The 16,471-nt window shown below is 65.1% G+C and carries 16 protein-coding genes and 2 riboswitches; of the genes, 4 read left to right on the top strand and 12 right to left on the bottom strand.

Annotation, left to right across the window (positions count from 1 at the left end; translation table 11 throughout):
- Position 1 precedes the first annotated feature (1 nt).
- The 12 genes from rbfA to GH660_RS17055 form a co-directional block, all read right to left on the bottom strand.
- On the bottom strand, positions 2–370 hold the full coding sequence (gene rbfA / locus GH660_RS17000; protein ID WP_153147954.1) for a 30S ribosome-binding factor RbfA: 369 nt from the start codon (positions 368–370) through the stop codon (positions 2–4).
- Entirely contained in the window at positions 370–3,042 is a 2,673-nt protein-coding gene (gene infB / locus GH660_RS17005) for a translation initiation factor IF-2 (protein WP_153147955.1), read from the bottom strand. The genes rbfA and infB overlap by 1 nt, the downstream gene beginning before the upstream one ends.
- Positions 3,043–3,059: 17 nt before the next feature.
- Positions 3,060–4,532 (bottom strand): transcription termination factor NusA, encoded by a 1,473-nt coding sequence (nusA, locus tag GH660_RS17010; protein ID WP_153147956.1) that lies wholly within the window; start codon positions 4,530–4,532, stop codon positions 3,060–3,062.
- 21 nt (positions 4,533–4,553) lie between these two features.
- Positions 4,554–4,994 carry a ribosome maturation factor RimP gene (gene rimP / locus GH660_RS17015; protein WP_153147957.1) on the bottom strand — a complete coding sequence of 147 codons (441 nt, stop codon included), beginning with the start codon at positions 4,992–4,994 and terminating at the stop codon, positions 4,554–4,556.
- Positions 4,995–5,121: 127 nt separating this feature from the next.
- Positions 5,122–6,129 (bottom strand): 23S rRNA pseudouridine(2605) synthase RluB, encoded by a 1,008-nt coding sequence (rluB, locus tag GH660_RS17020; protein ID WP_153147958.1) that lies wholly within the window; start codon positions 6,127–6,129, stop codon positions 5,122–5,124.
- A complete protein-coding gene (gene scpB, locus GH660_RS17025; protein ID WP_255478849.1) occupies positions 6,113–6,601 on the bottom strand; it encodes an SMC-Scp complex subunit ScpB in 489 nt (162 codons plus the stop codon). The genes rluB and scpB overlap by 17 nt, the downstream gene beginning before the upstream one ends.
- A gap of 28 nt (positions 6,602–6,629) precedes the next feature.
- Positions 6,630–7,481 (bottom strand): ScpA family protein, encoded by an 852-nt coding sequence (locus tag GH660_RS17030; protein WP_153147960.1) that lies wholly within the window; start codon positions 7,479–7,481, stop codon positions 6,630–6,632.
- Position 7,482: 1 nt separating this feature from the next.
- On the bottom strand, positions 7,483–7,773 hold the full coding sequence (locus GH660_RS17035; protein WP_153147961.1) for a lipid-A-disaccharide synthase N-terminal domain-containing protein: 291 nt from the start codon (positions 7,771–7,773) through the stop codon (positions 7,483–7,485).
- Positions 7,773–8,975, bottom strand: a complete 1,203-nt coding sequence (locus GH660_RS17040; RefSeq protein ID WP_153147962.1) for a tryptophan--tRNA ligase — start codon at positions 8,973–8,975, stop codon at positions 7,773–7,775. The genes GH660_RS17035 and GH660_RS17040 overlap by 1 nt, the downstream gene beginning before the upstream one ends.
- 7 nt (positions 8,976–8,982) lie before the next feature.
- On the bottom strand, positions 8,983–9,633 hold the full coding sequence (locus GH660_RS17045; RefSeq protein ID WP_153148009.1) for a site-2 protease family protein: 651 nt from the start codon (positions 9,631–9,633) through the stop codon (positions 8,983–8,985).
- A 7-nt stretch (positions 9,634–9,640) separates the two neighbouring features.
- Positions 9,641–10,267 (bottom strand): L-threonylcarbamoyladenylate synthase, encoded by a 627-nt coding sequence (locus GH660_RS17050; protein WP_153147963.1) that lies wholly within the window; start codon positions 10,265–10,267, stop codon positions 9,641–9,643.
- A gap of 3 nt (positions 10,268–10,270) precedes the next feature.
- Positions 10,271–11,110, bottom strand: coding sequence for a 3',5'-nucleoside bisphosphate phosphatase (locus tag GH660_RS17055; RefSeq protein WP_228276545.1), 840 nt, complete (start codon positions 11,108–11,110; stop codon positions 10,271–10,273).
- Between the two features lie 109 nt (positions 11,111–11,219).
- Positions 11,220–11,308: riboswitch (glycine riboswitch) on the top strand.
- Positions 11,309–11,316: 8 nt separating this feature from the next.
- Positions 11,317–11,406, top strand: a riboswitch (glycine riboswitch).
- Positions 11,407–11,483: 77 nt separating this feature from the next.
- Here GH660_RS17055 and gcvT point away from each other — a divergent pair.
- Genes gcvT through GH660_RS17075 form a run of 4 tightly spaced genes read left to right on the top strand, consistent with a single transcriptional unit; the run spans position 11,484 to position 16,429 of the window.
- Entirely contained in the window at positions 11,484–12,575 is a 1,092-nt protein-coding gene (gene gcvT / locus GH660_RS17060; RefSeq protein ID WP_153147965.1) for a glycine cleavage system aminomethyltransferase GcvT, read from the top strand.
- A 23-nt stretch (positions 12,576–12,598) separates the two neighbouring features.
- Positions 12,599–12,985 carry a glycine cleavage system protein GcvH gene (gcvH, locus tag GH660_RS17065; RefSeq protein ID WP_153147966.1) on the top strand — a complete coding sequence of 129 codons (387 nt, stop codon included), beginning with the start codon at positions 12,599–12,601 and terminating at the stop codon, positions 12,983–12,985.
- Positions 12,986–12,998: 13 nt separating this feature from the next.
- Positions 12,999–15,881 (top strand): aminomethyl-transferring glycine dehydrogenase, encoded by a 2,883-nt coding sequence (gene gcvP / locus GH660_RS17070; RefSeq protein WP_153147967.1) that lies wholly within the window; start codon positions 12,999–13,001, stop codon positions 15,879–15,881.
- A complete protein-coding gene (locus GH660_RS17075; RefSeq protein ID WP_194266349.1) occupies positions 15,881–16,429 on the top strand; it encodes a DUF2946 family protein in 549 nt (182 codons plus the stop codon). The genes gcvP and GH660_RS17075 overlap by 1 nt, the downstream gene beginning before the upstream one ends.
- The last annotated feature ends 42 nt before the right edge of the window (positions 16,430–16,471 follow it).

Below are 16,471 nucleotides of genomic sequence, written 5' to 3' on the forward strand. Positions count from 1 at the left end.
CTCAGTCTTCCGGCGTCTGGTCGCTCAGCGCCGCCGCCTTGTCGATCAGCTGCGAGAGGCTGGAACCGCGCTCGAGCGAATTGTCGTAGATGAAATGCAACTCGGGCAGCGTGTGAATGTGGATCCGGCGCCCCAGTTCGCGGCGCAGGAATCCCGAGGCTCGCTTCAGGCCGCGCTGGACGTCTTCCAGATGCTCGGCATCGAGCGTCGTGAAGAAGACCTTGGCGTGGGCGTAATCCGGCGTCAGCTCGACCGCCGTGAGGCTGATCATGCCGACGCGGGGATCCTTCAGCTCGCTGCGAATCAGATCGGCGAGATCGCGGCGCACCTGCTCCGCGACCCGGTCGCTGCGCTGGAAACCCTTCTTCATTACAGACTGCGCGCCACTTCCTGAATTTCGTAGACTTCGAGCTGGTCGCCTTCCTGGATGTCGTTGTTACCCCTGAGCGACAGACCGCACTCGAAGTTGGAGCGGACTTCCTTGACGTCGTCCTTGAAGCGCTTGAGCGAGTCGAGTTCGCCGTCCCACATCACGACGTTGTTGCGCAGCAGGCGAATGCGGGAATTGCGCTTGACCACGCCTTCCAGCACGTAACAACCGGCGATGGCACCAACCTTGGAGATATGGAAGACCTGGCGAATCTCGACCATGCCGGTGATCTGCTCGCGCTTCTCGGGCGCCAGCATGCCGGACAGGGCCGCCTTGACCTCGTCGACGGCGTCGTAGATCACGTTGTAGTAACGGAGGTCGACGCCGAAGTTCTCGGCCAGCTTGCGCGCGCCGGCATCGGCCCGGATGTTGAAGCCGATGATGACGGCGCCCGAGGCTTGGGCCAGGTTGACGTCGGATTCGCTGATCGCGCCGACCGCGCCATGCACGACCTGGACGCGAACCTCTTCGTTGGAAAGCTTCTGCAGGGTCTGCACCAGCGCTTCCTGCGAGCCCTGCACGTCGGCCTTGACGATGAGCGGCAGAGTCTTGACCTCGCCCTCCTCCATCTGCTGGAACATGTTTTCCAGCTTGGCCGCTTGCTGCTTGGCCAGCTTGACGTCGCGGAACTTGCCCTGGCGGAAGAGCGCGATTTCGCGCGCCTTCTTCTCGTCATTGAGGACGATGGCTTCCTCGCCGGCCGCCGGCACGTCCGACAGGCCGAGGATTTCGACCGGAATCGACGGACCTGCCTCGGTGATCGGCTTGCCGTTCTCGTCGAGCATCGCGCGCACCTTGCCGAAAACCTGTCCGGCCAGCACGACGTCGCCGCGCTTCAAGGTACCGGACTGGACCAGCATGGTCGCCACCGCGCCACGGCCCTTGTCGAGGCGCGCTTCGATGATCAGGCCCTTGGCCGGTGCATCCTTCTGCGACTTCAGCTCCAGAATCTCGGCCTGCAACAGGACCTGCTCGAGCAATTCGTCGATGCCGGTGCCCTTCTTGGCCGAAACCGGGCAGAACGGCGAATCGCCACCGTATTCTTCCGGAATGACCCCTTCGGCGACCAGTTCCTGCTTGACGCGGTCCGGATTGGCATCCGGCTTGTCGATCTTGTTGACCGCGACGACCAGCGGCACGCCGGCCGCCTTGGCATGGTGGATCGCTTCCTTGGTCTGCGGCATGACGCCGTCGTCGGCAGCCACGACCAGGATGACGATGTCGGTCGCCTTGGCGCCGCGCGCGCGCATGGCCGTGAATGCCTCGTGACCCGGGGTATCGAGGAAGGTCAGCATGCCGCGATCGGTTTCGACGTGGTAGGCGCCGATGTGCTGCGTGATGCCGCCGGCTTCGCCGGCCGCCACCTTGGCGCGCCGGATGTAGTCGAGCAGCGAGGTCTTGCCGTGGTCGACGTGGCCCATGACGGTTACCACCGGCGCCCGCGGTTCGAGCGGCACGTCCTTGTGCTCGGCGCTTTCCTCGAGGAAGGCGTCCGGATCGTCGAGCTTGGCGGCAAACGCCTTGTGCCCCATTTCCTCGACGACGATCATCGCCGTTTCCTGGTCCAGCACCTGATTGATGGTGACCATCGACCCCATCTTCATCATCGTCTTGATGACTTCGGTCGCCTTCACCGCCATCTTGTGCGCCAGATCGGCGACCGAAATGGTTTCGGGAACGTGAATCTCGCGCACGATGACCTCAGTCGGCGCCTGGAAGCTGCCCTGGCCGTCATCCGCCGCATGGCCGTGCTTCCTGTGGCCGCCGCGACCGCTCTTCCACGAACTGCCGGTATCGGAAGAACGCGTCTTGATGCCGGGCTTCTTCTTGCCTTCGTCGGCACGGCCACCGCCGCCCTTCTTGGCGTCCTTGCCCGGGGCGTCGGGTTTCTTGTGCAGGGTGCCCTTGTCGGCCGGCGCCGGTTGCGCCTTGGCCTGGGCGGCCGCCTGCTGCCGTGCCTGTTCGGCGATCTTGGCCGCTTCCGCCGCCGCCTCGGCCTGCTGGCGCATGCGGGCCAACTCGGCTTCGCGGGCCTGCTTCTGTTTCAGCTCCTGTTCCTGAATCTCGCGCAACTGGCTGTAGCGACGATTCTGCTCTTCGCGTGCCCGGAGTTCGTCCTCGCCGATCACCGACGCTAGCGAAGGCGCCGGCGCCGGAACGGGCTCCGGCTTCGTCTCGACGACCGGCGGTGGGTTTTCGACGACTGGTTCGACGACCGGCGGCGGGATTTCAACGACCGGCTCGACGACCACCGGCGCTTCAACGACCGGTTCGACGACCGGCGCTTCGACGACCGCTTCGGGCACATGATCGCCGGCTTCGCGCTTGACCAGAACACGCTTCTTGCGCACCTCGACCTGCACGGTACGGGCGCGGCCATGCGCGTCGGTCGCCTTGATCTCCGACGTCTGCTTGCGGGTCAGCGTGATCTTGGTCTTCGATTCGTCGCCGTGTGCGCGACGCAGGTACTCCAGCAGCCTGGCCTTGTCCTGGTCGGTCAGCGCATCGGCGCTGCCCTGCTTGCCGACGCCGGCCTTGCCCAGCTGCTCGAGCAGGGCCGCCACCGGCATCTTGAGTTCTACGGCGAATTGCGAAACAGTTGTTGCTGTCATACTTGCTACCCTCCCGCTCACTCGAACCAGTGAGCACGCGCCTTCAGAATGGTTTCCTTGGCACGCTCTTCGTCGATGCCGGTCATTTCCACGAGTTCATCCACGGCCAGTTCGGCGAGATCGTCGCGGTTCTTGACGCCCTTGCCGGCCAGCTTGGCCGCCAGCTCCCGCGTCATGCCCTCCAGGTTGAGGAGATCGTCGGCGACACCGTCGAGCTGCTCCTCGGTGACGATGGCTTCGGTCAGCAGCACGTTGCGGGCGCGGTTGCGCAGCTCATTGACGATTTCCTCGTCGAGCCCGTCGATCTCAAGCATTTCGGCCAGCGGCACGTAGGCCACCTCTTCCAGCGTCGAGAACCCCTCGTCGATCAGCAGGTCGGCGAGTTCTTCGTCGATGTCGAGCTTTTCCATGAAGGTGATGCGCGTCGCCGCGTATTCGGCTTCCGAACGCTTGGCCGATTCGTCCTGGGTCATCAGGTTGATGGTCCACCCGGTCAGTTCCGAGGCGAGGCGAACGTTCTGCCCGCTGCGGCCGATGGCGATGGCTAGGTTGTCCTCGTCGACCACGACGTCCATCGCATGCTTCTCCTCGTCGACGACGATGGATGAAACCTCGGCTGGCGCCAGCGCGCCGATGACGAACTGGGCCGGGTCGGCCGACCACAGCACGATGTCGATGTTCTCGCCGCCGATCTCGTTGCGCACGGCAGTGACGCGCGAGCCGCGCAGGCCGACGCAGGTACCGATCGGATCGACGCGCGGGTCGTTGGACTTGACGGCGATCTTGGCGCGCAGACCGGGATCGCGGGCACAGGCCTTCAACTCCATCAGGCCATCGGAAATCTCCGGCACTTCCATCTCGAACAGCTTGATGACGAATTCCGGCGCAGTGCGCGACAGGATGATCTGCGGGCCGCGGGCATTGCGGTCGATGCGCAGCAGGTAGGCGCGGACGCGGTCGCCGATGCGCAGGTTTTCCTTGGGGATCATCTGGTCGCGCGGCAGCAGGGCCTCGATCTTGCCGGCCTCGATGATGGCGTTGCCACGCTCCATGCGCTTGATGGTGCCGGAAACGACGTGTTCCTTGCGCTCGAGGAAATCGGCCAGGATCTGCTCGCGCTCGGCGTCGCGGATCTTCTGCAGGATGACCTGCTTGGCGGCCTGGGCGCCGATGCGGCCGAAGTCGATCGGTTCGAGCGGCTCCTCCAGCGAATCGCCGGCCTCGATCTCGGGATCGTCCTTCTGCGCTTCGGACAGCGGCACTTCGAGGAATTCGTTGACGTATTCGTTATCGGGCACGACCTGCCAGCGACGGAAGGATTCGAAGTCACCGGTATTGTGGTCGATCGAGACGCGCACATCGGCTTCGTCGTGGATGCGCTTCTTGGTCGCCGACGCGAGCGCCAGTTCAAGGGCACCGAAGACGATTTCCTTGCTGACGTTCTTTTCGCGGGCCAGCGCATCGACCAGCAACAGAATTTCACGGCTCATGGGCTAAAACCTCCTAGTCCTTCAGTCGAATCGCGGCACCAGTCGTGCCTTTTCGATATTATTGAATTCGAGTTCCACAGCATCCTTTTCGAGGCGCAGACCGACCTTGCCCTCCTTGCAGCCAAGCAGTTCGCCCTGGAAATTGCGGCGGCCGCCCTGCGGAATGCGCAGCTTGATCTGGATATCCTGGCCGGCGAAGCGCACGAAGTCCTCGACCTTCTTGACGACGCGGTCGAGCCCCGGCGACGAGATTTCGAGACGGTCGTAATCGACGTTCTCGACCTCGAAAACGCGCGACAGCTGGTTGGAAACCTTGGCGCAGTCCTCGACATCGACGCCGTTTTCCTTGCCCGGCGCGTCGATGAAGACGCGAATCGTGCGGCCGCGCGGCGACATCTCGACATCGACGAGTTCATAACCGAGACCGACGACGGTCGTCTCGAGCAGCGTGTTCAAATCCATGGCCACAAATAAAAAATGGGCGAAACGCCCACCTCAGATGAAAAAGATGCCCCGCCAAAACGGCGGGAGGAACAAACCCGTGAATTATAACGAGTTTATTCCCCCCGGTAAATGAATCCAGCCGACTTTATACGCTTTCCCGGGCGTTCTCCGGCGGCTTCCTCATTTTGTCGAGTTCGCGCATCAGGGCCTTGACTTCGGCCTCGTCGAGCTCGTGCACGCGGCCCCGCTTCAATTGCGGCGGCAGGTTGAACGGCCCGTAGCGGACGCGGATCAGGCGGCTGACCGTGCACCCGACCGCCTCGAACATCCGCCGCACTTCGCGATTGCGCCCTTCGAACAGGGTGACGCGGTACCAGTGGTTGGCCCCCTCGCCGCCGGCATCCTGCAGGCTGGCGAAGCTGGCCGGGCCGTCCTCGAGCTCGATGCCGCCCAGCAATTGCTGCTGCGCTTCCAGCGTCAGTTCGCCGAGGACGCGCACGGCGTAATCGCGGACCAGCTCGGAACTCGGGTGGGTCAGCCGGTTGGCCAGTTCGCCGGAGGTGGTGAACAGCAAGAGGCCCGAGGTGTTGAAATCGAGGCGCCCGACGGCGATCCAGCGGCCACCGCGGATGCGCGGCAGCGCCGCGAAGACCGAGGGGCGACCTTCCGGATCGTCGCGCGAGACGATTTCGCCTTCCGGCTTGTGGTACATCAGCACGCGCGGCGTCTTCGTCGTCGTGAAGCGCACATTCACCAGGCGGCCGCCGATCTTGATCTTGTCGGTCGGCACCACGCTCTGGCCAAGCTGGGCGGTGACGCCATTCACGCTGATGCGGCCGGCGGCGATCCATTCCTCCATCTCCCGGCGCGAGCCGATGCCGGCCTGGGCCAGCACCTTTTGCAGGCGCTCCGGCTTGGCCTCGGCCAGGGGGCGGCCGTCGCGGGCGATGCTGCCGCGATTGGCCCGCCCGCCGGTATTGGGTGCCGGCTTGCGGCGCGACACCGGCGCCGCGGGCGCCGCCTGGCCTTCCGGCACGTCGCGGCGCGGCCCGCGGCCACGCGGCCCGGCAGGGTTGCGGTCGACCGCCTTTTCGGGGCGATTTTCGGATACCGCCGCATTCGGCGGACGCAGCGGACTACGCTTGGTTTTCATGGTTCAGCTCCAGGGTCTGGCTGATTTGTTCGAGCGGCGGCAGTTCGCTGACGGCGCGCAGGCCCAGATCGTCGAGAAATTGCTTGGTCGTGGCGAACAGCGCCGGCCGCCCGGGCGTATCGCGATGGCCGACGACGTCGATCCAGCCGCGCTCTTCGAGCGTCTTGATGACGTTGGCGTTGACCGCGACGCCGCGGATTTCCTCGATGTCGCCCCGCGTCACCGGCTGGCGATAGGCGATGATGGCCAGGGTTTCGAGCATCGCCCGCGAGTATTTGGGAGGCTTTTCGGGGTTCAGGCGTTCGAGGTAGGGGAGGAATTCGGCGCGCGTCCGGAAGCGCCAGCCGGAGGCGAGCTGGATCAGCTCGACCGGGCGCTCGGCCCAGTCTTCGCGCAGTTCGTCGAGCAGCTTGCGCAGGGTGTCGGTCGACAGTTCGTCGTCGAACATCTTGCGCAGTTCGAGCGGCGTCATCGGCTCGCGCGCGGCGAGCAGCGCCGCTTCAAGCACTTTCTTGACCAGGCTCGGTTCCACCTTGCTGCACTCTCACGTATATGGGCTGAAATGCCTCGGTTTGGGTAAATTCGACCAGTTTCTCGCGGGCCAGCTCAAGCATCGCCAGGAAATGCACGACCAGGCCGGGCGGCCCCATCGCCGGATCGAACATCGTTTCGAACTGGACGAAGCCGCCGCGTTCCTGCAAGAGCCGCAGGATGATGCCCATATGTTCGCGCACCGACAACTCCTCGCGGCTGATCCTGTGGTTCTTCATCAGGCGGGCCTGGCGGAAGATGGCCTCCCAGGCTTCCTTGAGGTCGCTCACCGAGACCTCGGGATGACGCACGTAGAGCGACTTCTCGACCAGCGTCTCGACCCAGAAGAATTCGCGCTCGGCCTGCGGCAGCTCGTTGAGCTTCTGGCCGGCGATCTTGATCTGCTCGTATTCCATCAGCCGGCGCACCAGCTCGGCGCGCGGGTCCTCGGCCTCCTCGCCCTCGCCCGCCTTGGGCCGCGGCAGCAGCATGCGCGACTTGATCTCGATCAGCATCGCCGCCATCACCAGATAGTCGGCCGCCAGTTCGAGGTTGGTGGCGCGCATGCTCTCGACGTAATCGAGGTATTGCCGGGTCAGCGGCGCCATCGGGATGTCGAGGATGTCGACGTTCGCCTTGCGGATCAGGTAGAGCAGCAGGTCGAGCGGGCCCTCGAAGGCGTCGAGCATGATCGCCAGCGCATCGGGCGGGATGTAGAGATCCTGCGGCAACTGGTCGAGCGGCTCGCCGTAGATGCGGGCGACCGGCTCGAACAGCGCCGCCATTTTTGCCACTTCCGGGGCGTCGACCGCAGCGTTCATGTCAGGAAGCGGCCGGGCGGCCCTTGCCCTTGTAATGCAGGTGCAGGTTGCGGAAGTAGATGATCAGGCCGAGCCCCTGGCCGAAGATGAAGACCGGGTCGTTGCGGTGGATGGCGTAGATGGTCAGCACCAGGCCGCCGAAAATGCTGAAATACCAGAAGGCGACCGGCACGACGACGCGCTTCTCCTTCTCGCTGCTCCACCACTGCACGACGAAGCGCATCATGAACAGGCCCTGGCCGCCGAAGCCGATGGCGATCCAGAGCAGCGTCTCCCAGTCGTAGCCGAACATCAGTGGTATTCCAGCCCCATCGCCTCGCGCACGTCGCGCATGGTTTCGCGGGCCAGTTCGCGGGCTTTTTCGCAGCCGTCGGCGATGATGTTCTTGACCAGCGTCGGGTCGTCCAGATAGACCTGCGCCCGCTCGCGCATCGGCGCCTGCTCGCGCAGGATGCCGTCGATCACCGGCTGCTTGCACTCTATGCAGCCGATGCCGGCGCTGCGGCAGCCGGCCTGCACCCATTCCTTGCAGGCGTCGTCGGAATAGACCTGGTGCAGTTGCCAGACCGGGCACTTGGTCGGCTCGCCCGGGTCGTGGCGGCGCACACGGGCCGGGTCGGTCGGCATGCTGCGCACCTTCTTGCTCACCGATTCCTCGGATTCGCGCAGGGTGATCGTGTTGTGGTACGACTTGGACATCTTCTGCCCGTCGAGGCCCGGCATCTTCGATTCCGGCGTCAGCAGGTAGCCCGGCTCGACGAGGATCATCTTGCCGGTACCTTCGAGGAAGCCGAACAGCCGCTCGCGGTCGACCGCCGAAAGATGCTGGATTTCATTGAGCATGGCCTTGGCCTGCTCGACCGCCTCCTTCTCGCCATCCTGCTGGAAGCGGGTGCGCAGCTCCTCGTAGAGGCGCGCCTTCTTGCTGCCCAGACGCTTGACCGCCTCGCGCGCCTTGTCCTCGAACCCCGGTTCGCGGCCGTACATGTGATTGAAGCGGCGCGCCAGCTCGCGGGTGAATTCGACGTGCGGGATCTGGTCCTCGCCGACCGGCACCTTGTCGGCACGGTAGATCAGGATGTCGGCGCTCATCAGCAGCGGATAGCCGAGGAAGCCGTAGGTGGTGAGATCCTTGCCGGCCAGCTTTTCCTGCTGGTCCTTGTAGGTCGGCACGCGCTCCAGCCAGCCGAGCGGCGTCATCATCGACATCAGCAGGTGCAGTTCGGCGTGCTCCGGCACGCGCGACTGGATGAACAACGTCGCCTGGTTGGGGTCGACGCCGGCCGCCAGCCAGTCGATGACCATGTCCCACGTCGCCTGCTCGATGCCCTGCGGATTGTCGTAATGCGTCGTCAGCGCGTGCCAGTCGGCGACGAAGAACAGGCAGGGATATTCGTGCTGGAGCCTGACCCAGTTCTTGAGCACCCCATGGTAATGGCCGAGGTGAAGCGCGCCGGTGGGGCGCATGCCGGAAAGGACACGTTCTGCGTACATAGATTGATCAATAAAGTCCGAAAATGGATTCGATGGCCCGCGCCGAAAGGATCACCAGCGGGTTCATGACGGCGCCGAGGATACCGGTGAACAGCAGGACCAGCAAAATCGGGAAGCCCCAGCGCTCGATCTGCGCGAACCGCCAGGCCAGCCTGTGCGGGAGCAGGCTGACGGCGATACGCCCGCCGTCGAGCGGCGGCAGCGGCAGCAGGTTGAGCACCATCAGCACGCAATTGACCATGATGCCGATCTTGCTCATCTCGGACAGCGGCACAGTGAACATGTTGCCTGGCAGCAGCCAGGCCAGCTTGAGCATGAGCGCCCAGCAGCAGGCCATGAACAGGTTGGCGCCGGGCCCGGCAGCGGCGACCCAGAACATGTCCTGTTTCGGGTTGCGCAGGCGGCTGAAATCGACCGGGACCGGCTTGGCATAGCCGAAGAGGAAGGAACCACCGGAAAACAGCAGGATGGCCGCCGGGATCAGGATGGTGCCGACCGGATCGATGTGGCGCAGCGGGTTGAGGCTGATGCGCCCGAGTTGCCAGGCGGTCGGATCGCCGAAATGGCGCGCCGCGTAGCCGTGCGCGGCTTCGTGCAGGGTGATCGCGAAAATGACCGGCAGCGCGGCGACGGCGATGGTCTGGATCAGCGCGTTGATGTCCATGTCAGTCCAGCCCGAACGGTGCCAGCGAGCCGCGCCCGGCGCGAATAAGCTCAGGCGTGGAACCGGTCAGGTCAATGATGGTGGTCGGCTCGGTGCCGCAATGGCCGGCATCGAGGATCAGTTCAATCTGGTCGTCCAGGCGATCCTGGATTTCCCAGCCTTCGGTCAGCGGCTCATCGTCGCCCGGCAACTGCAGGGTCGTCGTCAGCAGCGGCTCGTTGAGTTCCGCCAGCAGTCCCAGCGCCACCGGGTGGTTCGGCACGCGCAGGCCGATGGTCTTGCGCTTGGGGTGCAGGACGCGGCGCGGCAACTCCTTGGTGCCTTCGAGGATGAAGGTATAGCTGCCCGGCGTCGTCGCCTTGAGCAGCCGGTACTGGGCGTTGTCGACGCGGGCGAAATGGGCGATTTCCGAAAGGTCACGCACCATCAGCGTCAGGTGATGGCGCTCGTCCATCTGGCGGATCAGGCGAACGCGGTCCATCGCCTCCTTGTCGCCGAGCCGGCAACCGAGCGCGTAGCAAGAATCAGTCGGCAAGGCGACGATGCCGCCATCGCGGATGAATCCGGCCGCCTGCACCAGGAGGCGCTGCTGCGGCGAATCAGGGTGGATGTTTACGACACGGGCCATGAATCAGCGGAGCAGGCGCCAGACCGGCTTGAGGTCTTCCGGCAGTTGCGGCAGCTTGCCGAGATCGACGTAGCTCTCGGCCGGCCCATGGAAATCCGAGCCGCGCGAGGCGTGGAAGGCGTAATGCCGGGCCAGGCGGGCGAAATGCATGACGTGATCGGGCGAATGGCTGCCGCAGGTCACCTCGATGCCCAGCCCGCCAAGGTCCTTGAAGTCATCCAGGAATTGCCGCGTCTGAGCGCCGGACATCTTGTAGCGTCCGGGATGCGCCACCACCGCCACGCCGCCGGCCGTGGTAATCCAGTCGATGGCGTCCTGCAGCGTGGCCCAGCGATGATCGACGTAGCCCGGCTTGCCCGGCGTCAGATAGTGCTGGAACACCCCCGGCACGTCGCGGGCGATACCAATCGACACCAGGTAACGCGCAAAGTGGGCGCGCGAAATCAGGCCCGGGTTGGTCGCGAAGCACAGCGCGCCTTCGTAGACGCCGGGAATGCCGATCGCCGCCAGCGCCTCGCCCATCCGCTTCGCCCGCTCGATGCGGCCGAGGCGCAGCTCGTCCAGCCCGCCGGAGAGCGCCGGATGCGCCGCGTCGAAGCCAAGGCCGACGATATGGATCGGCACGCCCTTCCATTCGATGGAAATCTCGACCCCGGGGACGAAATTCATGCCGGCCTCCGTGGCCGTCGCCCGGGCGATTTCAAGGCCGCCGAGATCGTCGTGATCGGTCAGCGCCCAGAGATCGACGCCGTTGGCCGCTGCCCGCCGCGCGACCTCTTCCGGCGGCAGCAGGCCGTCGGAAACGACCGAGTGGCAATGAAAATCGAAATTGGCTGGAGTCACGGCTTGCGGATGCTGAATAAATGCAGAGTTTAACATGAAGGCCGCCGGCGCCCCGCCTCGCTTGTGCGGTGCAGCAGGTTGATTAGATGCCGGCATCCCGATATAGTGCCTTCGTTCTGTGGGAGAGCGCAGCGCGAGCTGCCGCCGAAGGCGCAAATCCACCCGAAAACGCTCAGGCAAAAGGACCGCAGAATCAGCAGCTTGGCCGCTGAAACTCTGGAGAGTGGTGAAGACCGTCGCGGTCGACACCCACCGATGGGGCAAATCTCTCAGGTATCGAGGACAGAGGGGTGAAACGCAAGACGTGATTCTTTCGTTTCACCCCTCTTCCGTTTCTAGAACTGACGTTAATAAACGTTTGCAAAGGATTGATATGCTGAAGAAAACGGTGCTGAATTCCGCCCATCGCGCGCTCGGGGCCCGGATGGTCGATTTCGGCGGCTGGGACATGCCAGTCAACTACGGTTCGCAGATCGAGGAACACCACGCGGTACGCAAGGACTGCGGCATGTTCGATGTCTCCCACATGTGCCCGGTCGATCTCACCGGCGCCGAATGCCGCCCCTTCCTCTCCCGCCTCGTTGCCAACGACGTCGCCAAGCTGACCGTTCCCGGCAAGGCGCTCTATTCGGCGATGCTCAACGAAGCCGGCGGCGTCATCGACGACCTGATCATCTATTTCCTGAGCGACACCCGCTTCCGCATCGTCGTCAATGCCGGCACCGCCGACAAGGATCTGGCCTGGATGCGGGCAAGGGCCGCCGAATGGCAGCTGGACGTCACCATCACACCGCGCCGCGATGGCGCCAATGCGCTGGCCATCATCGCCGTCCAGGGCCCCAACGCCCGCGCCAGGGTCTGGCAGGTGCTGCCGCAACTCAAAGCCGCCAGCGAAGGACTGAAGCCCTTCTTCGCCGCCGAAGTCGACCGCTACTTCATCGCCAGCACCGGCTACACCGGCGAGGACGGCTTCGAAATCATGCTGCCAGCGACGGAAGCCGAAGCAATCTGGCAGCAACTGAAGGACGCCGGCGTCGCCCCTTGCGGACTGGGCGCGCGCGACACGCTGCGCCTGGAAGCCGGCATGAATCTCTACGGCCAGGACATGGACGAGTCGGTGTCGCCGCTCGACGCCGGCCTGGCCTGGACCGTGGCGATGAAGGACGCGCGCGATTTCGTCGGCAAATCAGCGTTGACCGCAGCAGGCCAGCAGAAAGCCTTCCTCGGCCTCGTCCTGCTCGACAAGGGCGTCCTGCGCGGCCATCAACAAGTCATTACAAAACAAGGTAATGGCGAGATTACCTCAGGCAGTTTCTCGCCGACGCTGCAGCAGTCCATCGCCCTCGCCCGCCTGCCGCTCGGCGTCGCCATCGGCGACGAAGTCGAGGTCGACATCCGCGGCAAGCTGCTCAAGGCCAAGGTCACCAAACCCGTATTCGCCCGCAACGGCAAGGCAGTCATCTAGTCACCCCATTCAGGAGAAAAACCATGTCCAACGTCCCCGCCAATCTCAAGTACGCCGCCTCCCACGAATGGGTCCTGCTCAACGCCGACGGCACGGTCACCGTCGGCATCACCGACCATGCCCAGGAAGCCCTGGGCGACCTCGTCTTCGTCGAGCTGCCGGAAGCCGGCGCACATTACGCCGCCGAGAAGGAAATCGCCGTCGTCGAATCGGTCAAGGCCGCAGCCGACGTTTACGCGCCGCTCGCCGGCACCGTCACCGAGGTAAACCAGGCCGCCGCGGACGCGCCGGAATCGGTCAACCAGGACGCCTACGCCGCCTGGCTGTTCAAGATGACCCCGGACAACGTCGCCGACCTCGACAAGCTGCTCGACGCTGCCGCCTACCAGGCCGTCGCCGACGCCGCCTGAGCGAGGATCGCCCATGCCGCTCAACCTGCCGCTTTCCGATCTGGAACAGCGTGACGAGTTCATCACCCGTCACATCGGACCGTGCCCGACCGAAATCGCCGCCATGCTTGCCGCCATCGGTGCCGACAGCCTGAAACAGCTGATCGCCCAGACGGTTCCCGCCGCCATCCGCCTGCCGGCCGACCTGCCGCTGCCTGCCCCGCAACGCGAACACGAGGCGCTGGCGGCGTTGAAGGCGATCGCTGGCAAGAACGTGGTCAACCGCTCGTGCATCGGCATGGGCTACTACGATACCCTGACGCCGAAGGTCATCCTGCGCAACGTCATGGAAAACCCGGGCTGGTACACCGCCTACACGCCCTACCAGGCCGAGATCGCCCAGGGCCGCCTGGAAGCGCTGATGAACTTCCAGCAGATGGTGGTCGACCTGACCGGCCTGGAGATCGCCAACGCCTCGCTGCTCGACGAAGCGACCGCCGCCGCCGAGGCGATGACCATGGCGCGACGTGTCTCCAAATCGAAATCGAACCGCTTCCTGGTCGATGCCGCCTGCTTCCCGCAGACCATCGACGTCGTGAAGACGCGCGCCGCCTATTTCGGCTTCGAACTGGCGATCGCTGCGGTCGACGCCGTAAAAGACGAGGAATTCTTCGGCGCGCTGCTGCAGTATCCGGGCGACCACGGCGAAGTCCGCGACCTGACCGCCGCCATCGCGGCCCTCAAGGCCGGCGGCGCCACCGTCGCCGTAGCCAGCGATCTGATGGCGCTGGTCCTGCTCAAGTCGCCGGGCGCCATGGGCGCCGACATCGCCCTCGGTTCCAGCCAGCGCTTCGGCATCCCGATGGGCTTCGGCGGCCCGCACGCCGCCTTCTTCGCCACCCGCGAGGCCTTCGTCCGCTCGATGCCGGGCCGCATCATCGGCGTCTCCAGGGATGCGCGCGGCAAGACCGCCTACCGCATGACACTGCAGACGCGCGAACAGCATATCCGCCGTGAGAAGGCCAACTCCAACATCTGCACCTCGCAGGTGCTGCTCGCCAACATGGCCGGCATGTACGCCGTCTACCACGGGCCGCAAGGCCTGCGCACCATCGCCGGCCGCATCCACCGGCTCGCCGCGATCCTCGCCGAAGGCCTGCGGCGCGCCGGCATCGCAGTGCTGACCCGACAGTTCTTCGACACCGTCCACTTCGACCTCGGCGCCCGTGCCGAAGCCGTCCATCACGCGGCGCTCACCGCCGGCTACAACCTGCGCCGCGTTGCCGCCGGCGTCCTCGGCGTTTCCTTCGACGAGACGACCACGCGCCACGACGTCGCCGTGCTGTTCAAGCTGTTCACCCAAATCACGCTGGACATGGAAACGATCGACGCGCAGGTCGCCGCCGCCGATCCGGCGCTGCCCGACGACCTCTACCGCACCGACGCCATCCTGCAGCACCCGGTGTTCAACACCCACCACACCGAACACGAGATGCTGCGTTACCTGAAGTCGCTGCAGAACAAGGACCTCGCGCTCGACCATTCGATGATCTCGCTCGGCTCGTGCACGATGAAGCTGAACGCCACCAGCGAGATGATCCCGGTCACCTGGCCGGAATTCGGCGGCATTCACCCCTTCGCGCCGCGCGACCAGGTGCAGGGCTACCACGAGATGATCGGCGGCCTGACCGAGTGGCTGAAGACGGTCACCGGCTTCGACGCCATCTGCATGCAGCCGAACTCCGGCGCCCAGGGCGAGTATGCCGGCCTGGTCGCCATCGACCGCTACCACGCCAGCCGTGGCGAGGAGCACCGCAACGTCTGCCTGATCCCCAAGTCGGCGCACGGCACCAATCCGGCGACCGCCCAGATGGCCAACATGAAGGTCGTCGTCGTCGATTGCGACGAGAATGGTAACGTCGATGTCGCCGACCTCAGGGCCAAGGCCGAGGAACACAAGGATGACCTCGCCTGCCTGATGATCACCTACCCGTCGACGCACGGCGTGTTCGAGGAAGCGGTCCGCGACATCTGCGCCATCGTGCACCAGTACGGCGGCCAGGTATACATGGACGGCGCCAACCTCAACGCCCAGGTCGGCCTGACCTCGCCCGGCTTCATCGGCGCCGACGTCAGCCACATGAACCTGCACAAGACCTTCGCCATCCCACACGGCGGCGGCGGCCCGGGCATGGGCCCGATCGGCCTCAAGGCCCATCTCGCCCCGTTCATGGCCAACCACGTCGTGGCGCCGATCGACGGCCCGCACGCCGGCCAGGGGGCGGTTTCCGCCGCCCCCTTCGGCTCGGCCTCGATCCTGACCATTTCCTGGATGTACCTGGCCATGCTCGGCGGCGCCGGCGTCAAGAAGGCGACGAAGGTCGCCATCCTCAACGCCAACTACATCGCAACGAAGCTCAATGCGCACTATCCGGTGCTCTACGTCGGCAAGAATGGCCGCGTCGCCCACGAGTGCATCCTCGACATCCGCCCGATCAAGGCGGCGACCGGCATCGCCGAGATCGACATCGCCAAGCGCCTGATGGACTACGGCTTCCATGCGCCGACGGTGTCCTTCCCGGTGGCCGGCACGATCATGGTCGAGCCGACCGAATCCGAGTCGAAGGCCGAGCTGGACCGTTTCATCGACGCGATGATCGCCATCCGCGAGGAAATCCGCCAGATCGAGAACGGCGTCTGGTCGCCCGACAACAATCCGCTGAAGAACGCCCCGCACACCCAGGCGGACGTCATCGACGGCGACTGGCCGCATCCCTACAGCCGCGAGCAGGCGGTCTTTCCGCTGCCCTGGGTGGCGGCCAACAAGTTCTGGCCGAGCGTCAACCGCATCGACGACGTGTACGGCGACCGCAACCTGAACTGCGCCTGTCCACCGCTGGAAGCCTACGAAAGCTGATGGTCGATCTCTCGGCCATCGCCAAATGGCCCAACGTTCCTGCCTGTTATGGCTGGTTGTCGCTCGACCGGCGGGGCGACTGGCGCTTGCAGGACGAGCGCATCACGCACGGCGGCCTGATCCAGTTCATCAACCGGCAGTACGGGTGTGACGAATCAGGCTGCTGGTTCCTGCAGAATGGCCCGCAACGCGTGTTCGTCAGCCTCGGCTATACGCCGTGGGTGTGGCGCCGCGTGGGGGATGCCTTCGTCAGCCACAACGGCCAGCCGGCGGGCGTCGCGCACGCCGCCTATGTCGACGAGGAAGGCAACGTCCTGCTCGCCACCGAACTCGGCATCGGCCTCCTCGACGACCGCGACCTGCCGCGCTTTCTCGGCGAGTGCCGCACGGGCACCGGCGACCTGGCGGACGACGACGATCTGCTCGCCCTGCTGGTGGGCGACGACAGCGCCGCGATCCACTGGCACGCCCTGCCCCTGCAGCGGATCGCTGCGGTCGACGTGCCGAAACGCTTCAATTTCGAGCCGCACCCGCAGCCGGCCGGATGAGCGCCGTGCCCGCGGCGCCGGCCATTGACCGCCCGGGAGCAG

Origin of the sequence: Dechloromonas sp. H13 (genome assembly GCF_009469615.1) — a bacterium.
Lineage (GTDB): Bacteria > Pseudomonadota > Gammaproteobacteria > Burkholderiales > Rhodocyclaceae > Azonexus.

What these genes read in the sequence shown, in the direction of transcription:
- GH660_RS17050 (WP_153147963.1), bottom strand. Translation starts at nt 10,267, where the DNA reads ATGGCCCGTGTCGTAAACATCCACCCTGATTCGCCGCAGCAGCGCCTC.
- GH660_RS17030 (WP_153147960.1), bottom strand. Translation starts at nt 7,481, where the DNA reads ATGAACGCTGCGGTCGACGCCCCGGAAGTGGCAAAAATGGCGGCGCTG.
- gcvH (WP_153147966.1), top strand. Translation starts at nt 12,599, where the DNA reads ATGTCCAACGTCCCCGCCAATCTCAAGTACGCCGCCTCCCACGAATGG.
- nusA (WP_153147956.1), bottom strand. Translation starts at nt 4,532, where the DNA reads ATGAGCCGTGAAATTCTGTTGCTGGTCGATGCGCTGGCCCGCGAAAAG.
- scpB (WP_255478849.1), bottom strand. Translation starts at nt 6,601, where the DNA reads ATGACGCCGCTCGAACTGCGCAAGATGTTCGACGACGAACTGTCGACC.
- GH660_RS17040 (WP_153147962.1), bottom strand. Translation starts at nt 8,975, where the DNA reads ATGTACGCAGAACGTGTCCTTTCCGGCATGCGCCCCACCGGCGCGCTT.
- rimP (WP_153147957.1), bottom strand. Translation starts at nt 4,994, where the DNA reads ATGGATTTGAACACGCTGCTCGAGACGACCGTCGTCGGTCTCGGTTAT.
- rbfA (WP_153147954.1), bottom strand. Translation starts at nt 370, where the DNA reads ATGAAGAAGGGTTTCCAGCGCAGCGACCGGGTCGCGGAGCAGGTGCGC.
- rluB (WP_153147958.1), bottom strand. Translation starts at nt 6,129, where the DNA reads ATGAAAACCAAGCGTAGTCCGCTGCGTCCGCCGAATGCGGCGGTATCC.
- gcvT (WP_153147965.1), top strand. Translation starts at nt 11,484, where the DNA reads ATGCTGAAGAAAACGGTGCTGAATTCCGCCCATCGCGCGCTCGGGGCC.
- GH660_RS17075 (WP_194266349.1), top strand. Translation starts at nt 15,881, where the DNA reads ATGGTCGATCTCTCGGCCATCGCCAAATGGCCCAACGTTCCTGCCTGT.
- infB (WP_153147955.1), bottom strand. Translation starts at nt 3,042, where the DNA reads ATGACAGCAACAACTGTTTCGCAATTCGCCGTAGAACTCAAGATGCCG.
- gcvP (WP_153147967.1), top strand. Translation starts at nt 12,999, where the DNA reads ATGCCGCTCAACCTGCCGCTTTCCGATCTGGAACAGCGTGACGAGTTC.
- GH660_RS17035 (WP_153147961.1), bottom strand. Translation starts at nt 7,773, where the DNA reads ATGTTCGGCTACGACTGGGAGACGCTGCTCTGGATCGCCATCGGCTTC.